This window comes from Enterococcus avium (assembly GCF_002891025.1).
Classification (GTDB): Bacteria; Bacillota; Bacilli; order Lactobacillales; family Enterococcaceae; genus Enterococcus_A; species Enterococcus_A avium.
Window position 1 is genome coordinate 1,001,422 of the sequence record NZ_NBSL01000002.1, and the last position, 24,398, is coordinate 1,025,819.

General features: G+C 38.1%; 22 protein-coding genes. 21 read left to right on the forward strand and 1 reads right to left on the reverse strand.

Going from position 1 to position 24,398, the window contains the following annotated elements; translation table 11 throughout:
* Positions 1-131 precede the first annotated feature (131 nt).
* Positions 132-1,706, reverse strand: coding sequence for a ClC family H(+)/Cl(-) exchange transporter (locus tag AUF14_RS05275; protein ID WP_016179164.1), 1,575 nt, complete (start codon positions 1,704-1,706; stop codon positions 132-134).
* Positions 1,707-1,858: 152 nt separating this feature from the next.
* Between AUF14_RS05275 and pcrA the strand changes: the two genes are divergently transcribed.
* The 21 genes from pcrA to AUF14_RS05375 all read left to right on the forward strand — a co-directional run bounded on the left by pcrA (position 1,859) and on the right by AUF14_RS05375 (position 24,324).
* On the forward strand, positions 1,859-4,108 hold the full coding sequence (gene pcrA / locus AUF14_RS05280; protein ID WP_016179163.1) for a DNA helicase PcrA: 2,250 nt from the start codon (positions 1,859-1,861) through the stop codon (positions 4,106-4,108).
* A 31-nt stretch (positions 4,109-4,139) separates the two neighbouring features.
* Entirely contained in the window at positions 4,140-6,158 is a 2,019-nt protein-coding gene (gene ligA / locus AUF14_RS05285) for an NAD-dependent DNA ligase LigA (protein WP_048719898.1), read from the forward strand.
* 195 nt (positions 6,159-6,353) lie between these two features.
* Complete coding sequence (gatC, locus tag AUF14_RS05290; protein WP_010744987.1) at positions 6,354-6,659, forward strand: Asp-tRNA(Asn)/Glu-tRNA(Gln) amidotransferase subunit GatC; 306 nt, start codon at positions 6,354-6,356, stop codon at positions 6,657-6,659.
* Complete coding sequence (gatA, locus tag AUF14_RS05295; RefSeq protein WP_016179161.1) at positions 6,659-8,128, forward strand: Asp-tRNA(Asn)/Glu-tRNA(Gln) amidotransferase subunit GatA; 1,470 nt, start codon at positions 6,659-6,661, stop codon at positions 8,126-8,128. Before gatC ends, gatA begins: the two co-directional genes overlap by 1 nt.
* Positions 8,128-9,558, forward strand: a complete 1,431-nt coding sequence (gene gatB, locus AUF14_RS05300; RefSeq protein WP_016179160.1) for an Asp-tRNA(Asn)/Glu-tRNA(Gln) amidotransferase subunit GatB — start codon at positions 8,128-8,130, stop codon at positions 9,556-9,558. Before gatA ends, gatB begins: the two co-directional genes overlap by 1 nt.
* A gap of 13 nt (positions 9,559-9,571) precedes the next feature.
* Positions 9,572-10,582 carry a diacylglycerol kinase gene (locus AUF14_RS05305; RefSeq protein ID WP_016179159.1) on the forward strand — a complete coding sequence of 337 codons (1,011 nt, stop codon included), beginning with the start codon at positions 9,572-9,574 and terminating at the stop codon, positions 10,580-10,582.
* Positions 10,583-10,742: 160 nt separating this feature from the next.
* Positions 10,743-12,107: a 23S rRNA (uracil(1939)-C(5))-methyltransferase RlmD gene (rlmD, locus tag AUF14_RS05310; protein ID WP_016179158.1), complete on the forward strand. Its 1,365-nt coding sequence runs from the start codon at positions 10,743-10,745 to the stop codon at positions 12,105-12,107.
* A 3-nt stretch (positions 12,108-12,110) separates the two neighbouring features.
* A complete protein-coding gene (locus AUF14_RS23090) occupies positions 12,111-12,239 on the forward strand; it encodes a hypothetical protein (RefSeq protein WP_016179157.1) in 129 nt (42 codons plus the stop codon).
* Between the two features lie 23 nt (positions 12,240-12,262).
* Positions 12,263-12,676, forward strand: coding sequence for a hypothetical protein (locus AUF14_RS05315; RefSeq protein WP_171030591.1), 414 nt, complete (start codon positions 12,263-12,265; stop codon positions 12,674-12,676).
* Between the two features lie 50 nt (positions 12,677-12,726).
* The gene (locus AUF14_RS05320; protein ID WP_016179155.1) at positions 12,727-13,395 is read left to right on the forward strand and encodes a 2,3-bisphosphoglycerate-dependent phosphoglycerate mutase; all 669 of its coding nucleotides are present in this window, start codon (positions 12,727-12,729) and stop codon (positions 13,393-13,395) included.
* A 30-nt stretch (positions 13,396-13,425) separates the two neighbouring features.
* Entirely contained in the window at positions 13,426-14,031 is a 606-nt protein-coding gene (locus AUF14_RS05325; RefSeq protein WP_016179154.1) for an HAD-IA family hydrolase, read from the forward strand.
* 84 nt (positions 14,032-14,115) lie between these two features.
* Complete coding sequence (locus AUF14_RS05330; protein WP_016179153.1) at positions 14,116-14,499, forward strand: DUF1149 family protein; 384 nt, start codon at positions 14,116-14,118, stop codon at positions 14,497-14,499.
* 269 nt (positions 14,500-14,768) lie between these two features.
* On the forward strand, positions 14,769-16,160 hold the full coding sequence (locus tag AUF14_RS05335) for an L-cystine transporter (protein WP_016179152.1): 1,392 nt from the start codon (positions 14,769-14,771) through the stop codon (positions 16,158-16,160).
* A gap of 198 nt (positions 16,161-16,358) precedes the next feature.
* Positions 16,359-16,730 (forward strand): VOC family protein, encoded by a 372-nt coding sequence (locus AUF14_RS05340; protein ID WP_016179151.1) that lies wholly within the window; start codon positions 16,359-16,361, stop codon positions 16,728-16,730.
* 28 nt (positions 16,731-16,758) lie between these two features.
* Positions 16,759-17,487, forward strand: a complete 729-nt coding sequence (locus AUF14_RS05345; protein WP_016179150.1) for a metallophosphoesterase family protein — start codon at positions 16,759-16,761, stop codon at positions 17,485-17,487.
* A 321-nt stretch (positions 17,488-17,808) separates the two neighbouring features.
* Complete coding sequence (locus AUF14_RS05350; RefSeq protein ID WP_049219902.1) at positions 17,809-18,705, forward strand: DMT family transporter; 897 nt, start codon at positions 17,809-17,811, stop codon at positions 18,703-18,705.
* A 239-nt stretch (positions 18,706-18,944) separates the two neighbouring features.
* Positions 18,945-21,125 carry a Tex family protein gene (locus tag AUF14_RS05355; RefSeq protein WP_049219901.1) on the forward strand — a complete coding sequence of 727 codons (2,181 nt, stop codon included), beginning with the start codon at positions 18,945-18,947 and terminating at the stop codon, positions 21,123-21,125.
* Positions 21,118-21,567, forward strand: coding sequence for a SprT family protein (locus tag AUF14_RS05360; RefSeq protein ID WP_016179147.1), 450 nt, complete (start codon positions 21,118-21,120; stop codon positions 21,565-21,567). Before AUF14_RS05355 ends, AUF14_RS05360 begins: the two co-directional genes overlap by 8 nt.
* 102 nt (positions 21,568-21,669) lie before the next feature.
* Positions 21,670-23,004 carry a UDP-N-acetylmuramate--L-alanine ligase gene (gene murC / locus AUF14_RS05365; RefSeq protein WP_016179146.1) on the forward strand — a complete coding sequence of 445 codons (1,335 nt, stop codon included), beginning with the start codon at positions 21,670-21,672 and terminating at the stop codon, positions 23,002-23,004.
* A gap of 164 nt (positions 23,005-23,168) precedes the next feature.
* Positions 23,169-23,648: a MaoC family dehydratase gene (locus tag AUF14_RS05370; RefSeq protein ID WP_034876970.1), complete on the forward strand. Its 480-nt coding sequence runs from the start codon at positions 23,169-23,171 to the stop codon at positions 23,646-23,648.
* Complete coding sequence (locus AUF14_RS05375; protein WP_016179144.1) at positions 23,641-24,324, forward strand: Bax inhibitor-1/YccA family protein; 684 nt, start codon at positions 23,641-23,643, stop codon at positions 24,322-24,324. Before AUF14_RS05370 ends, AUF14_RS05375 begins: the two co-directional genes overlap by 8 nt.
* The last annotated feature ends 74 nt before the right edge of the window (positions 24,325-24,398 follow it).

Below are 24,398 nucleotides of genomic sequence, written 5' to 3' on the forward strand. Positions count from 1 at the left end.
AAGAAAGTGTTACAATAGTTGAGTTTTTTAAGTAGCCATATAAAAAAGAAAGCGAACAATCATAACTCTTTTCCATATGGGATAGTTTTATGATAATTCGCTTTTTTTATTAGTATTCTCAAAAAATACGATTAGTCTTTGATCTTTTTATCTTGTATTTTTGCAATCGCTGCATCAGAACGTTCGCGAATCTGTGTTTTGATTTTTTTAGTGTAACCCTCGTCTGTCAGGATCATTAGTAAATCACCGACTTTCATGACTGTATCTCCATGAGTGAGTATCTCAGAAGAGCCACGTCTAATCGAAATCAACAGCATTTCTTTTGGCCAATTAAAATCGCGAACCATTGTGCCATCTAACGTACTTTCGGCAGTCACCGGGAATTCGATGATTGTTTTATTTCCGGTAATACTTGGCAGATGCCCGTTTAATAAACGTTCAAGCAATGATTCATAGATAGGATTACCACCTAACAAATCGTTGATGACATATGCAGTTAAAGAACAAACCGCTAGTGGCATTAAATGAGTAATATTTCCCACCATTTCAGTCACAAGAATAATTGCCGTTAAGGGCGCCTTGCCAATAGCGGTAAAATATCCCGCCATCGCAAAAATTGCAAAATCTCTGATCAGCATCGGGTCCATTCCGAACCATCGATGCAGGATAGTTCCATAAATTGCCCCAATCAAAGCACCTAACGTCAGAATTGGTAAAAAAATACCGCCTGGAAGATTCGCGCCGTAAGAAACCATTGAAAAAATAAATCGTAAAACGAATAATGATATTAAAACAATCAGCGGAAAAACTTGTTCACCAATTGATAACACAATTTGATTCCCACCACCCAAATAATGGGGGAAAAAAAGTGCAATTGGAATAATCAATAAAAATGGGATAATGCCATACAGATGTTCTGGCAAATGGCTGCGTTTATAAAGTTGTGGCAAAGATAAAAGCACAACTTGATACACATACCCCAGAATACCTAAAATAATTCCCAAAAGAATTAATAAACCATAGTATTTCAAAGGTAACGAAGGAACATTAGCAATAAACAAAACCGGCTTTAAGCCGAAAAAGTTCAAGGAAATTAAATTTGCGGTCAATGCTGCTGTTAGAGAAGTCAACCAAATCAAAGGAGAAAAATGATGATGGACCTCTTCAATCACAAATAACAGTCCAGCAATCGGGGCATTAAAAGCAGCTCCTAAGCCTGCAGCAGCTCCACTAGAAATAAAAATCTTTTTTTCAGAGGTAGATGCCTTTGTATACTCACTGAAACCTTGACCTACCATCGCACCTAACTGGATTGAAGGACCTTCGCGACCTAAGAATAATCCTGAACCTACTGAAAGAACGCCACCAACAAATTTTTTCCATAGAACTGAAAACCACTTCAGCTTAATCTCCCCCTGAAGCGTGCCTTCAACCTGGGGAATTCCGCTTCCTTTAATATTGGGTTCTGATTTAATCAAACTGCCAACAATAAAGGCGCAAACCAACATAATTAAAGCCCAAGGGATAATCCAAACCGGATTTCCGCGAAGCCAAAGATAAAGTGTGACCATGTGTTCCATCATTTCTTCTATCAGTAAGCGAAACAAACTGACAATGATTCCTGCGATTGCTCCAATCAGAATACCTTTCAATATAAAAATTACTTTTGTACTATCTAAACGTTTGATTTCATGTTCGTTTTTCATGATTTCCTCCCATATCCTTATTAAATTTAACGCGCTTTTCTGAGAAATACAAGGATGAATCAATGAATTCGCTTTTTTAAAATGTTGCTAGTGTCGCGAAACTTTCTGAGATGCTATAATAAAAAAGATTGAATAAAGAAAGGACGTTTTGCATGCCAAACAAACAGGAGTTGTTAGCAGGACTAAACCCTAAGCAAAAAGAAGCGGTGCTTCATACCGAAGGACCGTTATTGATTATGGCGGGAGCAGGGAGTGGAAAGACGCGAGTTTTGACACATCGAATTGCTTATTTAATAGAAGAAAAAAACGTGAATCCATGGAACATATTAGCGATTACCTTTACCAATAAAGCAGCACGAGAGATGAAGGAACGGGTAAGCGGGATTTTAGGAAAAGGCGGAGAAGATGTTTGGGTTTCAACTTTTCATTCCATGTGTGTACGTATTTTACGTCGTGATGTCGATGCGATTGGTTATGATCGGAACTTTACAATTTTAGATAGCTCAGATCAATTAACATTGATGAAACGAATTTTAAAAGAACTAAATATCGACCCTAAAAAATATGATCCACGTTCGATTTTAGGAAGTATCAGCAATGCAAAAAATGAATTGTTGACACCAGAAACGTATGCTGAACGTCAAGGTTCTTTTTTTGAAGAAATCGTTGCCCGTTGTTATGATGCCTATCAAAAGGCATTGCGAAATAACCAGAGTATGGATTTCGACGACTTGATCATGAATACGATTCGATTATTTGAGGATAACGATGAAGTTTTAACGTATTATCAAAATAAATTTCATTATTTACACGTAGATGAGTATCAAGATACTAACCATGCCCAATATACATTGGTTAATATGTTGGCTGCGCGTTTCCGTAATCTATGTGTAGTCGGTGATGCTGATCAAAGTATCTACGGTTGGCGTGGTGCGGATATGCAAAACATCTTAGACTTTGAGAAAGATTATAATGATGCAACCGTTATTTTATTAGAACAAAATTACCGTTCAACTAAAAGTATTTTAGATGCCGCCAATCAAGTAATCAAAAATAACAGTAATCGTCGAGATAAGAACCTTTGGACGGACAATCAGGCAGGAGAACAAATTACTTATTATCGTGCGGATAGTGAACGTGACGAGGCGCAATTCATCATCAGTAAAATCAAAGAAGAAATTCAAACCAATAATCGCAGTTACAATGATTTTGCAGTTCTTTATCGAACAAATGCGCAATCACGGGTAATTGAAGATACGTTAGTTAAGTCTAATGTGCCTTATACAATGGTTGGTGGTCATAAGTTCTATGATCGTAAAGAAATAAAAGATATCATCGCCTATTTAAATATCATTAACAACCCGAGAGATGGTGTCAGCTTTGAACGAGTAATCAATACACCAAAACGGGGAATTGGTGCTGCTTCAGTTGAGAAGTTACGAAATTTTGCAGCGATGCATGACTGGTCGATGGTTGAAGCGGCACAAAATGTCGACTTAGCAAATATTTCCGGCAAAGCTGGGCGGATGATCGGCGAATTCGGTACAATGATTACGCAATTCCAGGAAATGGTCGCTTATTTACCAGTAACAGATATAGTTGATCAAGTTTTAGAGCGGACAGGATACTTAGATGAATTAAAGAATCAGAGAACTTTAGAAGCGGAATCCCGTCTTGAGAATTTGGAAGAATTTCGAACAGTTACAAAAGAATTTGATAAACGAAATGAAGTACAGGATGATGAAGAAGCAGATGCGCCAGAAGAAAAACTTGCTGTTTTCTTAAACGATTTAGCTTTGGTTTCAGATTTGGATGATTATCAAGAAGAGAGTGCACAAGTAACCTTGATGACATTACATGCAGCCAAAGGGTTAGAGTTTCCAATCGTCTTTCTAATTGGCATGGAAGAAAAAATATTTCCACTCTCTCGTTCATTGATGGAAGAGTCCGAATTAGAAGAAGAACGCCGCTTGGCTTACGTAGGAATTACTCGCGCCGAAGAAAGCTTGTATTTAACAAATGCTTTTTCTCGGACGCTTTATGGAAAAACACAATACAATCAGCCTTCACGTTTTGTTGCTGAAATTGATGATAGCCTGTTGAATTCAGTGGGAATGCAGCCACAACCTAAAGCTACATTCAACAATCCATTTACTTCAAATCCAAATGCCATGAAGCCTAAGTACCAGCATGCAACAAGACAACCGATGACGAATAAGACAGCATCTGGCGGAGAAAATGAGAATTGGAATCCTGGGGATAAAGTTCAACATAAAAAATGGGGAACTGGCACAGTTGTAAAAGTTAGCGGCAACGCAAAAGATGTAGAGTTAGATATTGCATTTCCACAGCAAGGTGTCAAACGTCTACTGGCAGCCTTTGCGCCAATTCAAAAAGTATAAGTAATAATTAGGAGGGATCTTCTTGGAACCAATGACTTTTCAAGCAGCGGAAAAGCGTTCAGCAGAGCTTCGCGACGAATTGAATCAATATGCGTATGAATACTACGTGCAAGATCAGCCTTCGGTGGAGGATTTTGTTTACGATAAAAAATATCAAGAATTAGTAGAGCTCGAAACAGAATATCCTGATTTAATCACACCTGAGTCGCCTACTCAACGTGTCGGTGGAAAGGTATTAGAAGGCTTTGAAAAAGTTGTTCACGATATTCCTTTATATAGTTTAAATGATGTCTTTAGTAAGGAAGAATTGATGGCCTTTGACGAGCGAGTCAAAAAAGCTATTGGACATCCAGTTTCCTATTGTGTGGAGTTAAAAATTGATGGACTTTCAATCTCATTAAAATACGAGAACGGAGTCTTTGTTCAAGGGGCAACTCGCGGAGATGGAACAGTTGGTGAGAATATTACTGAAAACCTGAAAACGGTCAAATCAATTCCCTTACGCTTAAAGGAACCGTTGACGATCGAAGTTCGGGGAGAATGTTACATGCCGAAAGCTTCATTTATCAAACTGAATCAGCAGCGAGAAGAAGATGGAAAAGAGGTCTTTGCAAATCCTCGGAATGCAGCAGCAGGGAGCTTACGCCAACTAGACACTCGTATCGCCGCCCAACGAAATTTAAGTACTTTTTTATATACTTTAGCAGATTTTGGTCCGTTAGAATCAACTACTCAGGATCATGCGCTAAATGAGATGTCCCGGCTAGGCTTTCGAACAAATCCTGAACATCAGGTCTGCGAGACGATTGACGAAGTCTGGGAATATATTGAAAAATTTCATGAGATGAGAGATCAATTATCATATGAAATTGATGGAATTGTCATCAAGGTGAATGAGTTTACTCTACAAGATGAATTAGGTTTTACGGTGAAGGCGCCAAGATGGGCAACCGCCTATAAATTCCCGCCTGAAGAAGCGCAAACAACGCTATTAGACATTGATTGGACCATTGGACGAACGGGTGTATTGACGCCAACGGCAATCATGGAACCAGTGCGTTTAGCTGGAACAACAGTAGGACGAGCAAGCTTGCATAATAGTGACTACATTGAGAAAAAAGATATTCGGTTGAAAGATACAATTTTAGTCTATAAAGCTGGTGATATAATTCCAGAAGTTGCGCAAGTTATTTTAGAAAAACGTCCAAATAACAGCGAACCCTATCCAGTACCAACACATTGTCCAATTTGTGGAAGCGAACTAGTCCATTTAGATGAAGAGGTTGCGTTGCGCTGTATCAATCCAAAATGTCCAGCACAAATTAAAGAAGGCTTGAGTCATTTTGTCTCCCGGAATGCCATGAATATTGAAGGTCTGGGACCGCGTGTATTAGCGCAAATGTTCGATAAAGGGTTGGTTTCTGATGTTGCGGATCTTTATTCGCTAGAAAAAGAGCAATTACTGACATTGGACAAGATTAAGGATAAATCAGCTGAAAATATTTTGCAGGCGATTGATGCTAGTCGGGAAAATTCTGTTGAACGTTTGATCTTTGGACTAGGGATTCGTCATGTTGGCGCGAAAGCAGCAGGAATATTAGCTGAGCATTTCGGCAGTCTTGAAGCTATTAGTAAGGCTAACAAAGATGAAATTGTTAGTCTGAATACAATTGGCGAAACGATTGCTGACAGCCTGGTGACCTACTTTGAAAACGAAGAAGTTCATGAATTAATGCAAGAATTAGCTGATAGAGGAGTAAATCTTGAATACAAAGGAATTCGTGCGAGTCAATTAGCAGAAATCGAATCGCCTTTTAAAGATAAAACGATTGTCCTGACTGGCAAGCTTGTCGATTACACAAGGGAAGACGCAAAAGAAAAAATTCAAAATCTAGGTGGTAAGGTTACCGGCAGCGTTTCTAAAAAAACGGATATTGTAGTTGCTGGTGAAGATGCCGGAAGCAAGTTGACCAAAGCACAAAGTTTAGGAATTGAAATTTGGAATGAAAAACAAATGATTCAAGCAATCGAAGAAAGTCACACAGACTAGACAAATTTGTCTAGAAGCTTGTTGACGTTTCGATTAACGAACAGGTATTATAAAAAGACGTTAAAGCTATTAGAATGACTCTATTTTCAAATTTTTTGAATTGAACAATTTTTCAAAAAATTTCAAGAAAAAACCGTGAATTCTAACAGAGATATGATAAAATGATTGAAAATTGACAAATGAAAGAGGGATATTATGGCAATCAATGAAGAACAAGTAAAACATGTCGCGAAACTTGCGAAGCTTTCTTTTTCAGATGATGAATTGACCGGTTTTACGGATCAATTAGGCAAAATAATCGACATGGTCGAACAACTTGGGGAAGTTGATACAGAAGGCGTGCCATTTACTTCCAATGTATTAGAAACAATCAATGTTATGCGTGAAGACGTAGCTGATGAAGGCTGGTCACGCGATGAGTTAATGAAAAATGTTCCGGAAAGCGAAGATGGATTCATCAAGGTTCCGGCTATCATTGACAACGGAGAGGCTGGTGCATAATGGAAAAATTATACGATAAATCAATTGAAGAATTACACAGTCTGTTAGTTTCAAAAGAAATTACAGCCACTGATTTAACAAGTGAAACCTTTGCTCGCATCAAAGAAACAGAAAAGGACATTGATGCTTTCATTACTTTAAATGAAGAAAAAGCGATGGAAATGGCAAAAGCCATTGATATTAAAGGAATTACCAATGACAATGCATTGGCTGGTATTCCAATCGGAATCAAAGACAACATTGTAACGAAAGGGCTTTTGACAACAGCCGCATCTAAAATTTTATCGAATTTTGATCCTATTTATGATGCAACTGTTATGGAAAAAGTTTACAGTTCAGATTTGATTCCAGTCGGAAAATTGAATATGGACGAGTTTGCTATGGGAAGCTCAAGTGAAACATCTTACTTTAAGAAAACAAAAAATGCTTGGGATCAAACAAAGGTTCCTGGTGGATCTTCAGGTGGTTCTGCAGCAGCTGTTGCTGCAGGCGAAGTTCCTGTTTCATTGGGTAGCGATACGGGCGGAAGTATCCGCCAACCGGCGGCATTCAATGGTGTCGTTGGTATGAAACCAACTTATGGTCGCGTATCTCGTTTTGGATTGATCGCGTTTGCATCTTCGTTAGACCAAATAGGACCATTTACGCGTACGGTTAAAGACAATGCCTTGGCTCTGAATGCTATTAGTGGCTATGATCCAAAGGATGGTACTTCTGCTGGAGTATCTGTGCCTGATTTTTCTGCTGGCTTAACAGGCGACATTAAGGGAATGAAGATTGCCTTACCAAAAGAATTCATGGCTGAAGGTATCGAACCTGGCGTTAAAGCGGCGATCACGAAAGCGGTCGAAACCTTTAAAGCATTAGGTGCGACGGTTGAAGAAGTCAGCTTACCACATTCAAAATATGGCGTAGAAGTGTACTATATCATCGCTTCCTCTGAAGCAAGCTCAAATCTGCAACGTTTTGACGGTATCCGTTATGGGTTCCGTTCAGAAGATGTCCAAAACTTGGAAGATGTGTACGTAAACACTCGTACAGAAGGTTTCGGCGATGAAGTTAAGCGTCGGATCATGTTAGGAACATTCTCTCTTTCTGCGGGCTATTATGATGCTTACTTTAAGAAGGCTGGGCAAGTACGGACATTGATCAAACAAGACTTCGATAAAGTCTTTGCTGATTACGATTTAATCATTGGACCAACATCACCAACTGTTGCCTTTGGTATTGGTGAAAATATCGATGATCCAATCACAATGTATCTAAATGATATCTTAACAATTCCTGTAAACCTTGCTGGACTACCAGGTATGTCTGTACCTGCAGGTTTCTCAGAAGGATTGCCAGTTGGATTGCAAATCATCGGAAAACATTTCGACGAATCAACTATGTATAAAGCGGCTTATGCATTTGAACAAGCAACAGATTTCCATAAGCAAAAACCAGTGATTTTAGGGGGGGACAAATAATGAACTTAGAGACAGTCATTGGGCTAGAAGTCCATGTAGAATTAAAAACAAACTCTAAAATCTTTTCACCTGCGCCCGCTCACTTTGGTGCAGAAGCAAATACGAATACCAATATTATTGACTGGGGTTACCCTGGTGTTTTGCCAGTCATGAATAAAGCAGCAATCGAATTTGGGATGAAAGCCGCATTGGCTTTAAACTGTGAAATCTCAAAGAATATGCATTTTGATAGAAAGAACTACTTCTATCCGGACAACCCAAAAGCTTATCAAATCTCGCAATTTGATGAGCCGATTGGCCATGATGGTTGGATCGAAATCGATGTGAATGGTAAAAAGAAAAAAATTCGCATTGAACGTGTTCACTTGGAAGAAGATGCTGGTAAGAATATGCATGGTATCGGCGGCTACTCTTATGTCGATTTAAACCGTCAAGGAACACCGTTGATCGAGATTGTTTCTGAAGCGGATATGCGTTCGCCTGAAGAAGCCAATGCTTATTTGGAAGCCTTACGCTCAATTATCCAATTTACTGGCGTCAGCGATGTGAAGATGGAAGAAGGTTCAATGCGTTGCGATGCGAATATTTCTTTGCGTCCTTATGGGCAAGAAGAATTTGGTACAAAAACGGAATTGAAAAACTTGAACTCCATTAGTTTTGTCAAAAAAGGGTTGACCTTTGAAGTACAACGTCAAACAAAAGTTTTGCTTTCTGGTGGAACGATTCAGCAAGAAACTCGACGTTACGATGAAGGAACGAACAAGACAATCTTGATGCGTGTGAAAGAAGGATCAAGTGACTACCGTTATTTCCCAGAACCAGATATTCCGCGTTTCGAAATCGACGACGCATGGATTGAAAAGGTTCGTGAAACATTGCCTGAAATGCCAGCAGCTCGTCGTGAACGCTATGTAAATGACCTAGGTTTACCAGAGTACGATTCAATGGTCTTAACTATGAGTCGTGAGATGTCTGATTTCTTTGAAGATACTTTGAAAGAAGGCGCGGATGCGAAACAAGCCTCTAACTGGTTAATGGGTGAGGTTTCTGCATACTTGAATAGTGAAAAACTAGAATTAGCGGATACGAAATTAACGCCGAATAATTTAGCTGGTATGATTACATTAATCGCAGATGGTACGATTAGTTCTAAGATCGCCAAAAAAGTTTTCCGTGAATTAATCCAAAATGGTGGAGATGCAAAAGAGGTAGTTGAAGCTAAAGGTTTAGTACAGCTTTCTGATCCAGCCCAATTATTGCCAATGATCAATGAAGTACTTGATAATAACGAACAATCCGTTGAAGACTTTAAGAATGGTAAAGATCGCGCCGTTGGTTTCTTAGTTGGACAAATTATGAAAGCAACTAAAGGAAAAGCGAATCCAGGAGTAGTCAACAAGTTACTTCAAGAGGAATTAGCGAAACGTTAGAGGGAGCTCGATCATGAGAAAAGCACGACTGATTTATAATCCAGTATCTGGAAAAGAAATCATGCGCACTAATTTGGCGGATATTTTAGATGCTATTGAGAAAGCAGGTTATGAAGCAAGTGCCTTTGCTACGACTCCCGAGCCTGATTCAGCTAAAAATGAAGCAACCCGTGCCGCAAAGGCTGGTTTTGAGCTAGTTGTCGCAGCAGGAGGAGACGGGACCATTAATGAAGTTGTAAATGGGATTGCCGGCTTAAAAGAACGTCCTAAAATGGCAATTATCCCGGCTGGAACAACAAATGACTATGCACGAGCACTAAAAATTCCTCGCAGCAACGTTAAAGCTGCTGCTGAGGTTATTCAAAAGCAGCAAACTGTTAAAATGGATATCGGCAAAGCTGCGGATACTTACTTCATCAATATTGCAGCAGGCGGTTCATTAACCGAGTTAACCTATGAGGTTCCTTCTGAATTGAAGAGTATTTTTGGTTATTTAGCGTATTTGGCTAAAGGTGCAGAAATGCTTCCGCGAATCAAACCGACTAAAATGCGTCTGGTTTATGAAGGTGGAGAATATGAAGGCAATGCTTCAATGTTTTTCTTAGGCTTAACGAATTCGATCGGCGGTTTTGAAACGATTGCGCCAGATGCAAAGTTGGATGATGGGAAATTTTCACTAATTGTTGTGAAAACAGCAAATCTTTTTGAAATTGTCCGCTTGATTACGTTAGTATTGAATGGTGGTAAACACGTGAACGATTCAAAAGTTTTGTACGTGAAAACCAGTTTTCTAGATGCCAGCTTAATAGATACTGACAAAAAAATGATGATCAATTTGGATGGGGAATACGGTGGCGATGCACCAATGCGCTTTGAAAATCTACATCAGCACATTGAGTTTTATGCGAACACGGATGAGATTGACGATGCGGCTATCTTAGGACCTGATAATGAAAAAAGAGAAGCAGGGATCGAACTCGTTAAGGAATACGAGAAGATTCAAGACGAAGATACAGAAGAATAATTTTAAAAAACAATCTCGCTTCAGTTTGGCGGGATTGTTTTTTTCGGTAAATAAATCCTTCCATTCTTACAAAAGTCTTAAGGGAGATATAGCAGGCGTTGCCTTGCTTTTTCTAATAGAATTCATTAGAATAAGTGAATCAGCCTTAAAGGAGAATAACATGACCACAGTAGAAAAAAATCAAACATATACCGTTACAATCGATGACTTGTCGCATGAAGGGTTAGGTGTTGCTCACATTGACGGATATCCACTTTTTATCGAAAATGCTTTACCTGAGGAAGAAATGACAGTCAAAGTGGTTAAAGTCGGTAAAAAATTTGGGTATGGTAAAGTGATCGAACGATTTAACGCAAATCCAGAACGCCAAGAAGTGAAGGATCAGGATTTATTAAGAAGTGGTATTGCACCTTTAAGCCATATGACTTATAGCTATCAATTACGTTTTAAGCAGCAACAAGTGGAAAAGGTTCTAAAAACAATCGCAAAACTGCCAGAGCTGAGCGTAGCCGCTACTTTAGGAATGGAAAATCCGATTGGTTATAGAAACAAAGCTCAGATTCCAGTTCAAAAAGTCGATAATCAGTTAATGACAGGTTTTTATCGTAAAAATTCTCATGTATTATTGCCGATTGAGGATTATTACATCCAAGACCCTAAAATTGACCAAGCGATTATTACAGTGCGAAATATCTTAAGACGTTTTAACGTAAAGGCTTATAATGAACGTGAAAACACAGGTTTTATTCGTCATATTGTCATCCGTCGAGGGCATTATAGCCATGAGATGATGGTGACACTAGTTACTCGAACAGAACGTTTCTTTAAGGGAACTGAAATTGCTGAAGTGATCAAAACAGAGTTACCGGAGGTTGTTTCAGTCATTCAGAACATCAATCCAGAAAAGACTAATGTGATCATGGGTCGGGAGGAAAAGGTCTTATTTGGTAAATCGACAATCAATGACACCTTGCTAGGTAAGGTTTATCAAATCTCTCCCCAATCATTCTATCAAGTAAATACAGAACAAACTGAGGTGTTATATCAAACTGCGATTGAATTCGCTGATTTGAATGCTGAAGACATTGTAGTTGATGCTTATTGTGGAATCGGAACAATCGGTTTATCCTTAGCTGAAAAAGTTAAGCATGTTTATGGTGTAGAAATTGTGCCACAAGCTATCGAAGATGCGAAAGCAAATGCTAAGAAAAATGGGATTGAAAATGCTAATTATGAAGTTGGTAAAGCTGAGAAAATTATGCCACGCTGGGCACGAGAAGGGATTGAACCCTCGGTGATTTTTGTTGATCCACCACGAAAAGGGTTGGATGAAAAATTTATTGAAGCATCCGTTGCTGTTAATCCTGAAAGAATTATTTATATTTCTTGTAATCCAGCTACGTTAGCTAGAGATTTGAGAAGATATGAAGACCTTGGTTACCATGCTGTGAAAGTTCAACCAGTAGATTTATTCCCACAAACATATCATGTAGAATCAGTAACGCTCCTTGTGAAGGCGGTGTAAAAAATGAATCAAAAAGAGAAAATGCTAGAGCTAATCAAACAGAAACAGGGTGGCGGTCGTTCTAAAAAGATGGCAACACCTAAAAATGATCGTAAAAATATGCGTAAAGGACCCAAAATTTTCAATAAGTAGGATCATAGAAAGGGGTAGTATCATTGGGGAATATTTGGATACAGCGATTGACCAAATTTTACCAAAAATATGCGTATTTAATGCGCGGACGTTATGGTAGATTGGATCAAATCAATAAAGCCTTACTCATTGTATGGGCTGTGATGATGATTTTTGACCGTTGGATTCCGTTTTACATTGGAAATATACTTGCAATTGCTGCTTTCGTGCTGGTTCTTTATCGTTTTTGTTCGAAAAAGATTTATCCGCGAAGCAATGAAAATCAAAAATTTATTCAGTGGCTTGCTCGTATGAAAGATTTCTTCAAAGGTAAAAATGGAACTTATCGTTATTTTAAATGTCCAGAGTGTAAACAAAAGATGCGTGCACCAAAAGGTCGTGGGAAAATCAAAGTGACCTGCAAGCATTGTCACACACAGTTTGTGAAAAAGGTCTAGTTTTTAAAACTAGGCTTTTTCTGTTATTCTTTTAGTGAGAAGGTGAAAAGATGAATTTAGTATTAGTCCGACATGGCGAAAGCGAAGCGAATTTTGAAAACTATTGGACTGGATGGCTGGATGTAGATTTGACTGAAAAAGGAATTGAGCAAGCCAAGACAGCTGGTAATAAGATTAAGAATCATGGATTACTGATTGATGTTGCTTTCGAATCAGTTTTAAAACGTTCGATTAAAACGGCTCAAATGATTTTGCAAGAAGCAGAAGCGAGTTTTGTTCCTGAATATAAGACGTGGCGCTTAAACGAACGTCACTATGGCGCATTAGTGGGAAAAAATAAAGATATCATTGCGGAGCATTTCGGTGCCCAACAAGTGAAAAAATGGCGAAGAGGCTTTGATGAAGTCCCTCCACTAGCCAAAGACAATCATTTTGATCGTCGATATAATCATTTGGACCCACGATTGATACCGACTGGAGAAAGTCTACACATGACTTCACAGAGAGTGCTTCCTTTGTGGCAAGATCAGATCGCGCCGAACTTACTTGATGAGAAGACTGTTTTAGTTTGCGGACATGGTAATAGTTTGCGTGCATTAGTTCAGTTTTTAGAAAATGTTCCTACTAATCAAGTAGATCAAATTGAGATTCCTAATGCTACGCCAATGATTTATACTTTCAACTCACAATTGAAAATTATACAAAAAGAAATTTTATAAAAACAGGATATTAACTTAGAAAGGCATGACATGAATTATATTTGGGATTTTGATGGCACATTATATGATACGTATCCAATCATGTTAAAAGCATTGATGGAAACTTTTAAAGAATTTGGGATCGAAAAAGATGAAAAAGAGGTTTATCAGAAAATCAAAACTGAATCAATCCGTCAAATGATTATGGATTGGCGTTTACCTGTACCAGATTTTGATCGAAAGTATCATAGTTATGAGGCTCAGAAAAATAGGAACTCTTTTCCTTTTAAGGAGACAAAGGAGACGTTGGAAAAACTGCAAAACATGGGTGGTAGACATTTTATTTTGACTCATCGTACTGTGGATTCAACCTGGCAATTACTAAAAAGAGACGGATTAGATTCGCTTATCGTTGATATCATTGGAAGTGATTCGAATTTTCCAAGGAAACCAGATCCAAGTGCAATTTATTATTTTATTGATAACTATCAATTAGAATCTGAAAAAACTGTGATGATTGGCGATCGCAAATTAGATATCGAAGCTGGAAATAATGCTGGTGTGCAAACAGTTTTTCTTGATTTGGATCATTTTAGCCAAGTTGTTAAGGCGACTTATTCTATAAATAATTTAAAAGAAATGGTACAAATTTTCTGAGTAGAAAGCTATAATTAGGAAAAGGCTATTAATGAGTAAGCTGTTTATTAAAAACATTATTTCAACTCGAGCGAGAGGTGTAAAATGAAGTTACAACGCGATCAGGAGGTCGTAGAATCATTTAACTACGGACTTCCTCCGAAAGATCAGGTAGTGAAACAAAAATTGCTGATTAATTTCAGTCCACTGGAAGCAACAGATCCTGGATATCCACCTGAAAATAGTATTATGGGGGTGCGGATCGAATTTGTTCTTCCATTTGAGGAATTTATTATTGGCGGAGTTCTTTCTCAAGTGATCCACGTGATTGGTCGTCAAGTCAAACAGCAAAATGATTTGACTGAAGCGGAAGCCAATGAGATGATCCGTCCAATACTAAGACTGATTGAACGTATGGTTTATGAAATAACTGAGATTGCGTTAGATAAACCAGGCGTTAAAATTAATTTTTCATCTAATACCATTTAAAAGGAACCCTACCTGAAACTGACACTTATTTTCCAATTAGTCGTCATTTTTTAAGGTAGAGGTCCTTTTGTATATGATTATGAAAATTTCTTTGAAACTATGCAAATTTCAGGACAGATTATTTTATCTGGGTTATAATTTAAAGGTCACTAAAATTTAGGAATCGCGCAACTATATTTTAGGGTATTTTGTTGAAGAACAAATACCGGGAACCTTTACTTCCTTTGACAGACTTGTCATTATAGAAAGCTATTTTAAGGAGGAATACAATGACAACTCTGTTCACTGTATTAGTGATTCTAGTATTCGTTGCGTTGCTTGTGGCTTTTTACCAAATGCAAAAAAGACATGTGAAATTTTCTAATCGCGTTTTTGCTGGATTAGGCGCCGGAATTGTTTTCGGCGGGGTTTTGCAATTACTTTTAGGTAATGGTAGCAAAGTGATTTCTCAAGCGATGGAATGGATTGGAATCGTTGGTAATGGTTATATTTCATTATTACAAATGTTAGTTATGCCTTTAGTATTTATTTCGATCGTTGGTGCCTTTACCAAAATGAAATCAAGCAAGAAGCTTGGAAAAATCAGTGCCAATGTTTTAGTTACATTATTGGCTACAACGGCAATCGCTGCTTTGATTGGGATTGTGGCTGTTATGGTCTTTGGACTAGATGGTGCGACATTTACTAAAGGAGCAGCTGAAACTGCTCGAATCAAAGAGTTGGCGGATCGTCAGTCAATGGTTCAAAACTTTTCAATTCCGCAACAGATTTTATCCTTCATCCCAACTAATGTCTTTGCTGATTTTGCGGGAACACGACCAACAAGTACAATTGGTGTGGTAATTTTTGCGGCTTTTGTAGGGATTGCCTTTTTAGGTGTTCGACGAAAAGCACCAAAAGAAGCGGAATTCTTTGCGAATTTGATTGAAAGCTTATATAAGGTTGTTATGCGTATCGTGACGCTAGTGTTACGTTTAACGCCATATGGTGTCTTTGCTTTGATGACAAATGTATTAGCAACCAGTGATTTTGAAGCAATTGTTAACTTAGGTAAGTTCATTTTAGCCTCTTATAGTGCATTGATCGTTGTTTTATTGGTTCATTCTATTATTCTGTTAGGTGTAAAAGTGAACCCAATCAACTTCTTTAAGAAGGCTTTCCCAGCATTGAGCTTCGCGTTTACTTCACGTTCAAGTGCGGGAACGTTGCCGATGAATATTGAAACACAAACCAAAGCGTTAGGTGTAGATGAAGCTACGGCTAACTTTGCAGGAAGCTTTGGTATCTCGATTGGTCAAAACGGTTGTGCTGGTGTGTATCCAGCAATGCTTGCGACAATCGTAGCACCTACAGTTGGTGTAAATGTTTTTGATTTGAAATTTATTGTGATGCTAATTGCTATCGTAACTATTAGTTCATTTGGCGTAGCTGGTGTCGGAGGCGGAGCAACTTTCGCTTCATTAATCGTTTTAGGTGCGATGAACTTACCAGTGGCGATCGTTGGTTTAGTAATCTCTGTGGAGCCGATGATTGATATGGCTCGTACCGCGGTTAATGTCAGTGGCAGTATGGTTGCTGGCGTCGTAACTAGTGAACGCATCCATGAATTAGACCGGGAAATTTTACATGATGAAAATGCTTCGATTGAAGTAAATTCTTAATATGAAAGGCTTGGCTGGCGCGACCAAGTCTTTTTTGCTACACTCAACTTGCTAGTCTAGCTAAATGACCGTAGTGCTTCAATGAAACCAGAACATTGGTTACCGAGAGATATTTTTTATTGGATTAGCATTAGAGGCCACTCTTTGATATATTGAGTGTATGTAGATTTAGAATATGTATTTTTTGGAGTGAATATTTTGTTTAACGAACAGGTAAAAGTAATTTTATATGCAAATGATGTACGTAAAGCTAGTAATTTTTGGCAAAGTTTAGGATTTGTCGAGATTAGTTTTGAAGAATTGGATGGTTCTCAAGTGGCAGAAGTAGCGATGAGTCAAAATAGTACGACACGTCTGGTAATCTACGATCGAGAATTTATTGAAAAAAATGATGATGAAGCAGCTGAGCCATCTCCCGCTTTAATTTTTGGAAGTGATGATGTTATGGCATTGTACAAAAAATTGCAGAAGGTGGATGTTCAATTAGGAGAGTTGGCTCAAATTGGCGAAGAGTTTTTATTCAATTTTGTTGATGCGGATGGAAATTATTTTGTAGTATCAGGTAATTAAAGCGTTCTTCAGTTAGGGGCGAACAAAGATGGAGCAGGTTTTTGTAATTGGTGATGTTCACGGGGAATACGATATGTTCAGATCAATCTTAAAAAATTTTCAGCCGGACGAACAGCAGTTGATCCTGATTGGAGATCTGAATGATCGAGGGCCCAAAAGTAAAGACTGTTGGCTTTTAGGAATGGAACTTGTAAAAAAATACCAAGCAATCTATTTAAGGGGAAACCATGAGCAATATTTTCTGGAGTTTATGAACAGTCCAGAAGATTGGTTTCCAAGTTATCTTTATAATGGTGGAAAAGAAACGATTGAAAGTTTGTTACATAAAGGCGCGACAGATGAATATTCACCGACTGAGATTGCTATGATGATCCGTAGTCGGTACAAAGATATGTTGAATTTTTTAGCGGAACGTCCATTCTATTATGAGTGGGGCAATTATGTCTTTGTTCATGCTGGAGTTGACTTGACAAAGGATTGGAAGGAAACCTCCCTGCAAGATTTCTTGTGGATTCGCGAACCGTTTCATGAAGGTAAAAACAATACAGGAAAAACAATTGTATTTGGTCATACTATTACACCAATGCTATATGGAGATATGCAAACGACAGCCCTTTGGCAATCTGATGGAAAAATCGGAGTTGATGGTGGAGCAGTCTTTGGCGGAACTCTGCACGGGGTGGTTTTTGATAAAAATGGCATTGTTCATGATTACGAAATCCCTAATACGGACGGACCATGGCAACCAGATTTTTAACGTTCAAAAAGATTCAACAATTATTGAAGTCACTATTTTGTATCATTGAAGAATAAAGTGAAGATCTCACTATTTAAGCTGAACGCTTCAAAACTTTCTAATTTAAAAGTTTTGAAGCGTTCGCTTTTTTTGATTTCAAAAATCCTTCTGGTCTCAGTATCATTTTTTTGTTAATTGCATTGCGCAATTCTTTACAAAATGTCATAGTGATTTAGTAGAGTCTTAATTAGTTTAGGATTAATATCGTACTAAGCAGGATTATGCTGTAGGGTTCTGTTATTTATAATTGTTAAAAATTGAGAAAGGAAATTCTTTTATACTATGTCAGATATTGTAAAAGGTCATTTATCCGAGAGTTTTACCGTTGTCATATGGGCGTTGACATTTATTTCTACTAAGGTGCTACTTGAGTTGTTTTTACCAATCGAAATTCTTTTCGTGCGATTTCTTATTGGTTTTCTTGTTTTAACAATAGTCTCACGTAAATTCTTGCCCTTTAAGAGCTGGCGAGAGGAACGGTATTACATAGTTGCTGGTTTATTTGGTGTTTTTTTATATTATTATTTAGAAAACGTCGCACTGACCTATACTTTAGCAATGAACGTCGGGATCATTGGTTCGGTTAGTCCTTTTATGACTGCCTTGATCAGCCGCTTTGTTTTGAAGCAAGGAATGATCCCGCGTGTTTTTATTTTAGGCTTTATTTGTTCAATGATTGGAATTTCATTGATCAGTCTTTCAGGAACACTGAATGTTAATCCGATTGGTGATGGCTTGGCTTTGGTGGCAACAATTTGCTGGGCTTCCTACTCTTTAATAGTGAAAAAAATTAGCGAGTTTGGTTATGGAACTATTGCTACAACACAGCGGATTTTTTTCTATGGTCTATTGTTTATGCTGCCAGTTTTAGTTATTACGCTGGATAAGTTCGATTTTTCTCGTTTTTTGCAAGTGGAAAGTTTGGGTAATCTTCTTTTCTTAGGCATTGGTGCTTCCGCTCTGTGCTTTGTAACTTGGAATTTTTCGGTCAAAAATCTTGGAGCAGTAAGAGCAGCAGTGTACATTTACACCATTCCAATGCTGACTACGATAGCTTCTGTTTTGATTTTGGGTGAGAGGTTGACGCTTAAAACGTTCATTGGAATTTTATTGACTTTGACAGGTTTGCTTTTATCAGAGCTGCCCAATTTTATACAGCAAAGAAAAAAAGAGAGTTAAAAGTGCTGATCCATAATTTTTTAGATATTTTGGTCAGCTCCTATTTACGAATAAACGGCGACGTATAAGCAGTGTCTGTAGAAATAAATCGGAATTTTGAGGAGTACTTTCAGAAAACCCTTCATATTTCTTGACGCTGAACGCATATGGGGACGTCCATTTTTTGCTTGAGATCAATAAGCAATCTTTCTTGAAATATGATAAAATAGATAAGATTTTGGATGAAATGAGGAATTGAAATGGCAGAGAATTTAAACCAGGAAATCATTCAACTACTGAATAAAGAATTAACGGATTATCGTCCGCAGCAGATCAATGTCGTTTTGACATTACTTACAGACGGAAATACGGTACCTTTCATTGCTCGTTATCGTAAAGAAATGACAGGCAGTTTAGATGAGGTACAGATTCGTGAAATCGAAGAACGTTACAATTATTTGGAAAACTTAGAAAAGCGTAAACAAGAAGTTTTACGACTAATTGACGAGCAAGGAAAATTAACAGACGAGTTAGCTAAGAAAATTCAACAAGCAGTTAAAGTTCAAAAGGTTGAAGATTTATATCGTCCATATAAGCAAAAACGTCGAACAAAAGTAACGATCGCTAAAGAAAACGGGTTAGAGCCTTTAGCCAATTATTTGGTGAGCTTTCCGCAATCTGGTGATGTCTATGCTAAAGCTGGCGAGTTTATAAATGAAAACATCGTCAATGCTGAGGAAGCTTTGCAAGGAGCACATGAGATTGTAGCCGAACAAATTAGCGATAATCCTGATTTTCGCACGTGGATTCGTTCGTATACGAAAAATAAAGGTGTGTATCAGAGCAAGGTCAAGGATGCCGATAAAGATGAAAAAGGTGTCTATGAAATGTACTATGATTTTGCTGAGCCAATCAACAAAATGGTTTCTCATCGTGTGTTAGCCTCCAATCGTGGTGAAAAAGAAGAGATTTTAAAAGTTTCAATCGTGGTCGAAGAAGAAAAAATCTATGAATATCTTGAACGTCAATTAGTGCAGAATACTCGAGCTGTCACTGCGGAGTTTGTTCGTGAAGCTTACAAAGATAGCTATAAACGATTCATCGGACCTGCGATTGAACGGGAGATTCGAAATGAATTGACGGAAGAGGCAGATGAACAAGCGATCAATATTTTCGGTGAAAATTTACGCAATTTACTATTGCAACCACCTTTAAAAGGAAAAGTCGTGCTGGGATTTGACCCAGCGTATCGTACTGGCTGTAAACTAGCTGTGGTAGATGAAACCGGAAAAGTTTTAGCGATTGAAGTGATTTATCCTCACAAGCCGGCTCCTCAGGCAAAACGACAAGCTGCTGGACCTGCATTTCAAGCGTTAATTAAAAAGTATAACGTTGAGATGGTTGCGATCGGCAATGGCACTGCAAGTCGTGAATCTGAATTATTCGTAGCTGAACAACTAAAACAAGTTCAACAAGAAGTCTTTTATGTGATCGTTAATGAAGCAGGAGCTTCTGTTTACTCAGCCAGCGACATTGCCCGGACAGAATTTCCTGAGCTGCAGGTTGAAGAACGAAGTGCAGTCAGCATCGCGCGTCGATTGCAAGATCCGCTGTCAGAATTAGTAAAAATCGATCCAAAAGCTGTTGGTGTTGGTCAATATCAGCATGATGTTTCTCAAAAACGTCTTTCTGAGCGTTTAGATTTTGTAGTAGAGACCGCGGTTAACCAAGTCGGAGTAAACGTCAATACGGCTAGTCCACAGCTATTACAGTATGCTTCTGGCTTAAACAAAACGACAGCGCAAAATATTGTTAACTATCGTGAAGAAAACGGTGCATTTACCTCGCGTCCGCAATTGAAAAAAGTTCCTCGCTTAGGACCAAAAGCTTACGAACAAGCTATCGGTTTTTTGCGAATTCCTGGAGCAAAGAATGTGTTAGATACAACTGCCATTCACCCAGAAAGCTACAATAGTGCAAAAGAAATTTTGGATCTTGCTGAGGTTGACCTAAAATTATTAGGTTCTGTGGAAGCCACAGAAAAAATCAAAGCATTACAGTTAAGTCAATTGCAGCAAAAGCTTGAAATTGGTAAGGAAACGATTAAGGATATCTTGCAAGCCTTGCTTCAACCAGGGCGAGATATGCGTGATGAAATGCCCGCTCCTTTATTACGTCAAGACGTATTGACGATGGAAGATTTAAAAGCGGGAATGGAGCTTCAAGGAACTGTTCGAAACGTGATTGATTTCGGAGCCTTTGTTGATATTGGAGTAAAACAGGACGGATTGGTCCACATTTCTAAATTGAGTAAAAAGTATGTAAAACATCCAACTGACGTAGTTTCGGTTGGTGACGTGGTGACTGTTTGGGTCGAAGCAGTTGATGTCAAAAAAGGACGTATCAGTTTGACAATGGTTCAAAGTGATAAAAATGACTAATCAGGAATTACAGGCTCTCGTCGAAAAGATCTCTCATGATTCTTTTCGACAACCCTTCCGTCATAATGCCCGCTTTAATCGTCGACTTAAAACGACAGGTGGACGCTATCATTTGAAAAGCCATGATTTAGATTTTAACCCGATTCTTTTTGAAAAATATGGTGAAGTGGAATTAATCAAAGTAATTAAGCACGAGCTTTGTCATTATCATCTTCATCTGGCAGGAAGAGGTTATCAGCACAAGGATCTGGAGTTTAAACAGCTGTTGAAAAAAACTGGTGGATCACGATTTGCTCCAAAACTTGTGGCAGTCACATTTCAAGTATATCAGTGTCGAAAATGCCATCAAGAAATTAAGCGCCGTCGAAAAATTGATACAAAACGATACGTTTGTGGAAGTTGTCATGGACAGCTAGAATTTTTGAAGACAATTGAATCATAGGAAGTGGCAAGGTAATCTGAAGAATAAAAGATTGCTATTTTTACGGATTTATATGATAATGTGAACCGCAAACAATTTTGTACATATAAGGAAGAGGATTAAATGAATAATAAAGAGATACTTTATCATTTTGTTGGAATCAAAGGATCAGGCATGAGTTCATTGGCTTTGGTCCTGCATGAAAAGGGCTACCATGTACAAGGCTCTGACGTTGAAAAATATTTTTTCACGCAACGTGATCTAGAAAAAGCCGGCATTACGATCTTGCCATTTAGTAAAGACAATATTAAGGAAGGCATGAAGATCATTCAAGGAAATGCCTTTCCAGATACCCATGAAGAAATCGCTCGGGCGAAAGAATTAGGATTAGAAATTGTTCGGTACCATGATTTTATCGGAGAATTTATTCAACCCTATACTAGTATTGCAGTAACAGGTTCGCATGGTAAAACAAGTACGACTGGATTGCTGGCGCATGTCTTAAACGGATTAGCGCCAACGAGTTACTTAATTGGTGATGGTACTGGACATGGTGTTCCAGATGCGACTTTCTTCGCCTTTGAAGCATGCGAATATCAACGACATTTCTTGGCATATGCGCCTGATTATTCAATCATGACAAATATTGACTTTGATCATCCTGATTATTTCAAGAGTATCGAGGATGTTTTTGAAGCCTTTCAAACCTTGGCTTCTCAAGTTAAAAAAGGAATTTTTGCTTATGGGGACGACGAATATTTACGTAAACTAAAAGCAGATGTACCGATTTATTATTATGGATTATCTGAAAACGATGATATTCAGGCACGCAATATTGTTCGGACAACAAATGGATCGGCCTTTGATGTTTACCATAAAGAAAAATTTATTGGGCGTTTTTCAGTTCCATCATTTGGTAAGCACAATATTCTTAATGCCTTGTCTGTTATTGCGGTTGCCTATTTTGAAGATTTAGATATGGACAAAGTTAAAGAAGAAATGTTGACTTTTTCTGGTGTTAAACGTCGTTTTACTGAGAAAAAGGTTGCTGATATGATTATCGTTGATGATTATGCACACCATCCAGCTGAGATCAAAGCAACGATTGATGCTGCTCGTCAAAAATATCCGGAAAAAGAATTGGTTGCTGTTTTCCAACCACATACATTTACTCGGACAATTGCTTTGATGGACGAGTTTGCTGAGGCCCTGGACAAAGCCGATCAAGTTTATCTGTGCGATATTTTTTCATCTGCTCGTGAAACGGCAGGGGATGTAAAAATAGAAGATTTAGGTGAAAAGATTCAAAAGGGTGGACAAGTAATCAAAGAAGAAAACATGTCGCCTTTATTGGATCATGAAAATGCCGTCGTAATTTTTATGGGCGCTGGAGATGTTCAAAAGTTTGAACGTGCATACGAAGATTTATTAAGTAATACGACACGCAACGTATTATAATATAAAAGAAGGGTTCAGACATTTTTTGTCAGAGCCCTTCTTTTAACAAATCTGGCGAAATTCACGGGTTTATTTATTGCATAAATCTTTATACTTGAATATGTACAAACTTGTGTTTTGTTTGCTTTCTGATAAAATAATGAATAGAACAAATGACGGAGGGAATGAATTTGTATAATATGAAGGCTCGGAAAATAGGCAAAACGATTGACGAAATTGAGGAAGGTGACTCGTTATCGTTAACGGAATCGATCGAAGATAATCAGATTCTTTTATATTTAGGTTTGACAAATGATGCAAATCCTTTGTACATCCAACATGACTATGTAAAAGAAACTGAATACGAACAGCCACTTGTACCCTCGATTATGTTAATGGGCATCATTACGAGTGCGATTTCTAAACATTTACCAGGACCGGGTTCTCACGTAGTGAATTTTTCAATTAATTTTATTGATCCAGTTTTTCACTATGAAACACTAACCTTTGAGTTTGAAGTAATCAAAGTAGATAAAATGAAAGATGTCGTTACTATTTCCGTTGAAGCGGTAGAAGCAACGGATAACGAAGAAAAACGCATTTTGGATGCTGTGGTAATGGTGAAACCGCCACAAGCACAATTAGGAGATGAGATAAATGAATAATCAAGAAGCACGCGTTTATGGTTTAAATCGGTTCTATGGAAAAATCTATGCATTCTTGGCATTGGGCATTGGAATCAGTGCGGTGATTTCCTATATGACTTTAGGGCCGTGGGCGTATCAAATGGGCAGTTTTATTCAGAATTTCCCACTAGGCTTTTGGGGAATCTGGATCGCTGAAATTGCCTTAGTGGTTTTTCTTGGTATTAAAGCACAGAAAAATCCTACATTAGCAATTAGTGGATTTATTGTATATTCTGCCTTGAATGGCTTAACACTGGCTGTCACCTTAGCAATGTATGATCTAGGGACTGTGACACAAGCATTTGTTACAGCCTCAGCGACGTTTCTAGTAATGTCACTTGTGGGTTCTTTTACTAAACGTGATTTATCTGGAATTGGTCGAGCAGCTTTAAGTTGCTTGTTGGGGATTATCATTGCGATGCTGTTAAATGTTTTTGTTTTACACAGCGGTGCCGTAGATTTCTTTATTTCTATTTTAATGGTAGTAATAATGTCCGGGATTACAGCTTATGATAATCAAATGATTCGTAAAATCTATCTTGGAACAAATGGTGAAGTTGGAAATGGCGTTGCGGTCTTTATGGCCTTGCAGTTGTATCTAGATTTCATTAATCTGTTTATTTCATTCTTACGAATTTTTGGAAGTAGTAAATAGAGGCGAGCAATCGTCTCTTTTTTTTGGACTAGTGAATATTGAAAACAAAATAGCTTCATTCTTTTCTTTTCAAC

Bases quoted from the DNA above. Each gene is read 5' to 3' on its own strand.
- AUF14_RS05275 (WP_016179164.1), bottom strand. From the start codon at position 1,706: ATGAAAAACGAACATGAAATCAAACGTTTAGATAGTACAAAAGTAATT.
- pcrA (WP_016179163.1), top strand. From the start codon at position 1,859: ATGCCAAACAAACAGGAGTTGTTAGCAGGACTAAACCCTAAGCAAAAA.
- ligA (WP_048719898.1), top strand. From the start codon at position 4,140: ATGACTTTTCAAGCAGCGGAAAAGCGTTCAGCAGAGCTTCGCGACGAA.
- gatC (WP_010744987.1), top strand. From the start codon at position 6,354: ATGGCAATCAATGAAGAACAAGTAAAACATGTCGCGAAACTTGCGAAG.
- gatA (WP_016179161.1), top strand. From the start codon at position 6,659: ATGGAAAAATTATACGATAAATCAATTGAAGAATTACACAGTCTGTTA.
- gatB (WP_016179160.1), top strand. From the start codon at position 8,128: ATGAACTTAGAGACAGTCATTGGGCTAGAAGTCCATGTAGAATTAAAA.
- AUF14_RS05305 (WP_016179159.1), top strand. From the start codon at position 9,572: ATGAGAAAAGCACGACTGATTTATAATCCAGTATCTGGAAAAGAAATC.
- rlmD (WP_016179158.1), top strand. From the start codon at position 10,743: ATGACCACAGTAGAAAAAAATCAAACATATACCGTTACAATCGATGAC.
- AUF14_RS23090 (WP_016179157.1), top strand. From the start codon at position 12,111: ATGAATCAAAAAGAGAAAATGCTAGAGCTAATCAAACAGAAACAGGGT.
- AUF14_RS05320 (WP_016179155.1), top strand. From the start codon at position 12,727: ATGAATTTAGTATTAGTCCGACATGGCGAAAGCGAAGCGAATTTTGAA.
- AUF14_RS05325 (WP_016179154.1), top strand. From the start codon at position 13,426: ATGAATTATATTTGGGATTTTGATGGCACATTATATGATACGTATCCA.
- AUF14_RS05330 (WP_016179153.1), top strand. From the start codon at position 14,116: ATGAAGTTACAACGCGATCAGGAGGTCGTAGAATCATTTAACTACGGA.
- AUF14_RS05335 (WP_016179152.1), top strand. From the start codon at position 14,769: ATGACAACTCTGTTCACTGTATTAGTGATTCTAGTATTCGTTGCGTTG.
- AUF14_RS05345 (WP_016179150.1), top strand. From the start codon at position 16,759: ATGGAGCAGGTTTTTGTAATTGGTGATGTTCACGGGGAATACGATATG.
- AUF14_RS05350 (WP_049219902.1), top strand. From the start codon at position 17,809: ATGTCAGATATTGTAAAAGGTCATTTATCCGAGAGTTTTACCGTTGTC.
- AUF14_RS05355 (WP_049219901.1), top strand. From the start codon at position 18,945: ATGGCAGAGAATTTAAACCAGGAAATCATTCAACTACTGAATAAAGAA.
- AUF14_RS05360 (WP_016179147.1), top strand. From the start codon at position 21,118: ATGACTAATCAGGAATTACAGGCTCTCGTCGAAAAGATCTCTCATGAT.
- murC (WP_016179146.1), top strand. From the start codon at position 21,670: ATGAATAATAAAGAGATACTTTATCATTTTGTTGGAATCAAAGGATCA.
- AUF14_RS05370 (WP_034876970.1), top strand. From the start codon at position 23,169: ATGAATTTGTATAATATGAAGGCTCGGAAAATAGGCAAAACGATTGAC.
- AUF14_RS05375 (WP_016179144.1), top strand. From the start codon at position 23,641: ATGAATAATCAAGAAGCACGCGTTTATGGTTTAAATCGGTTCTATGGA.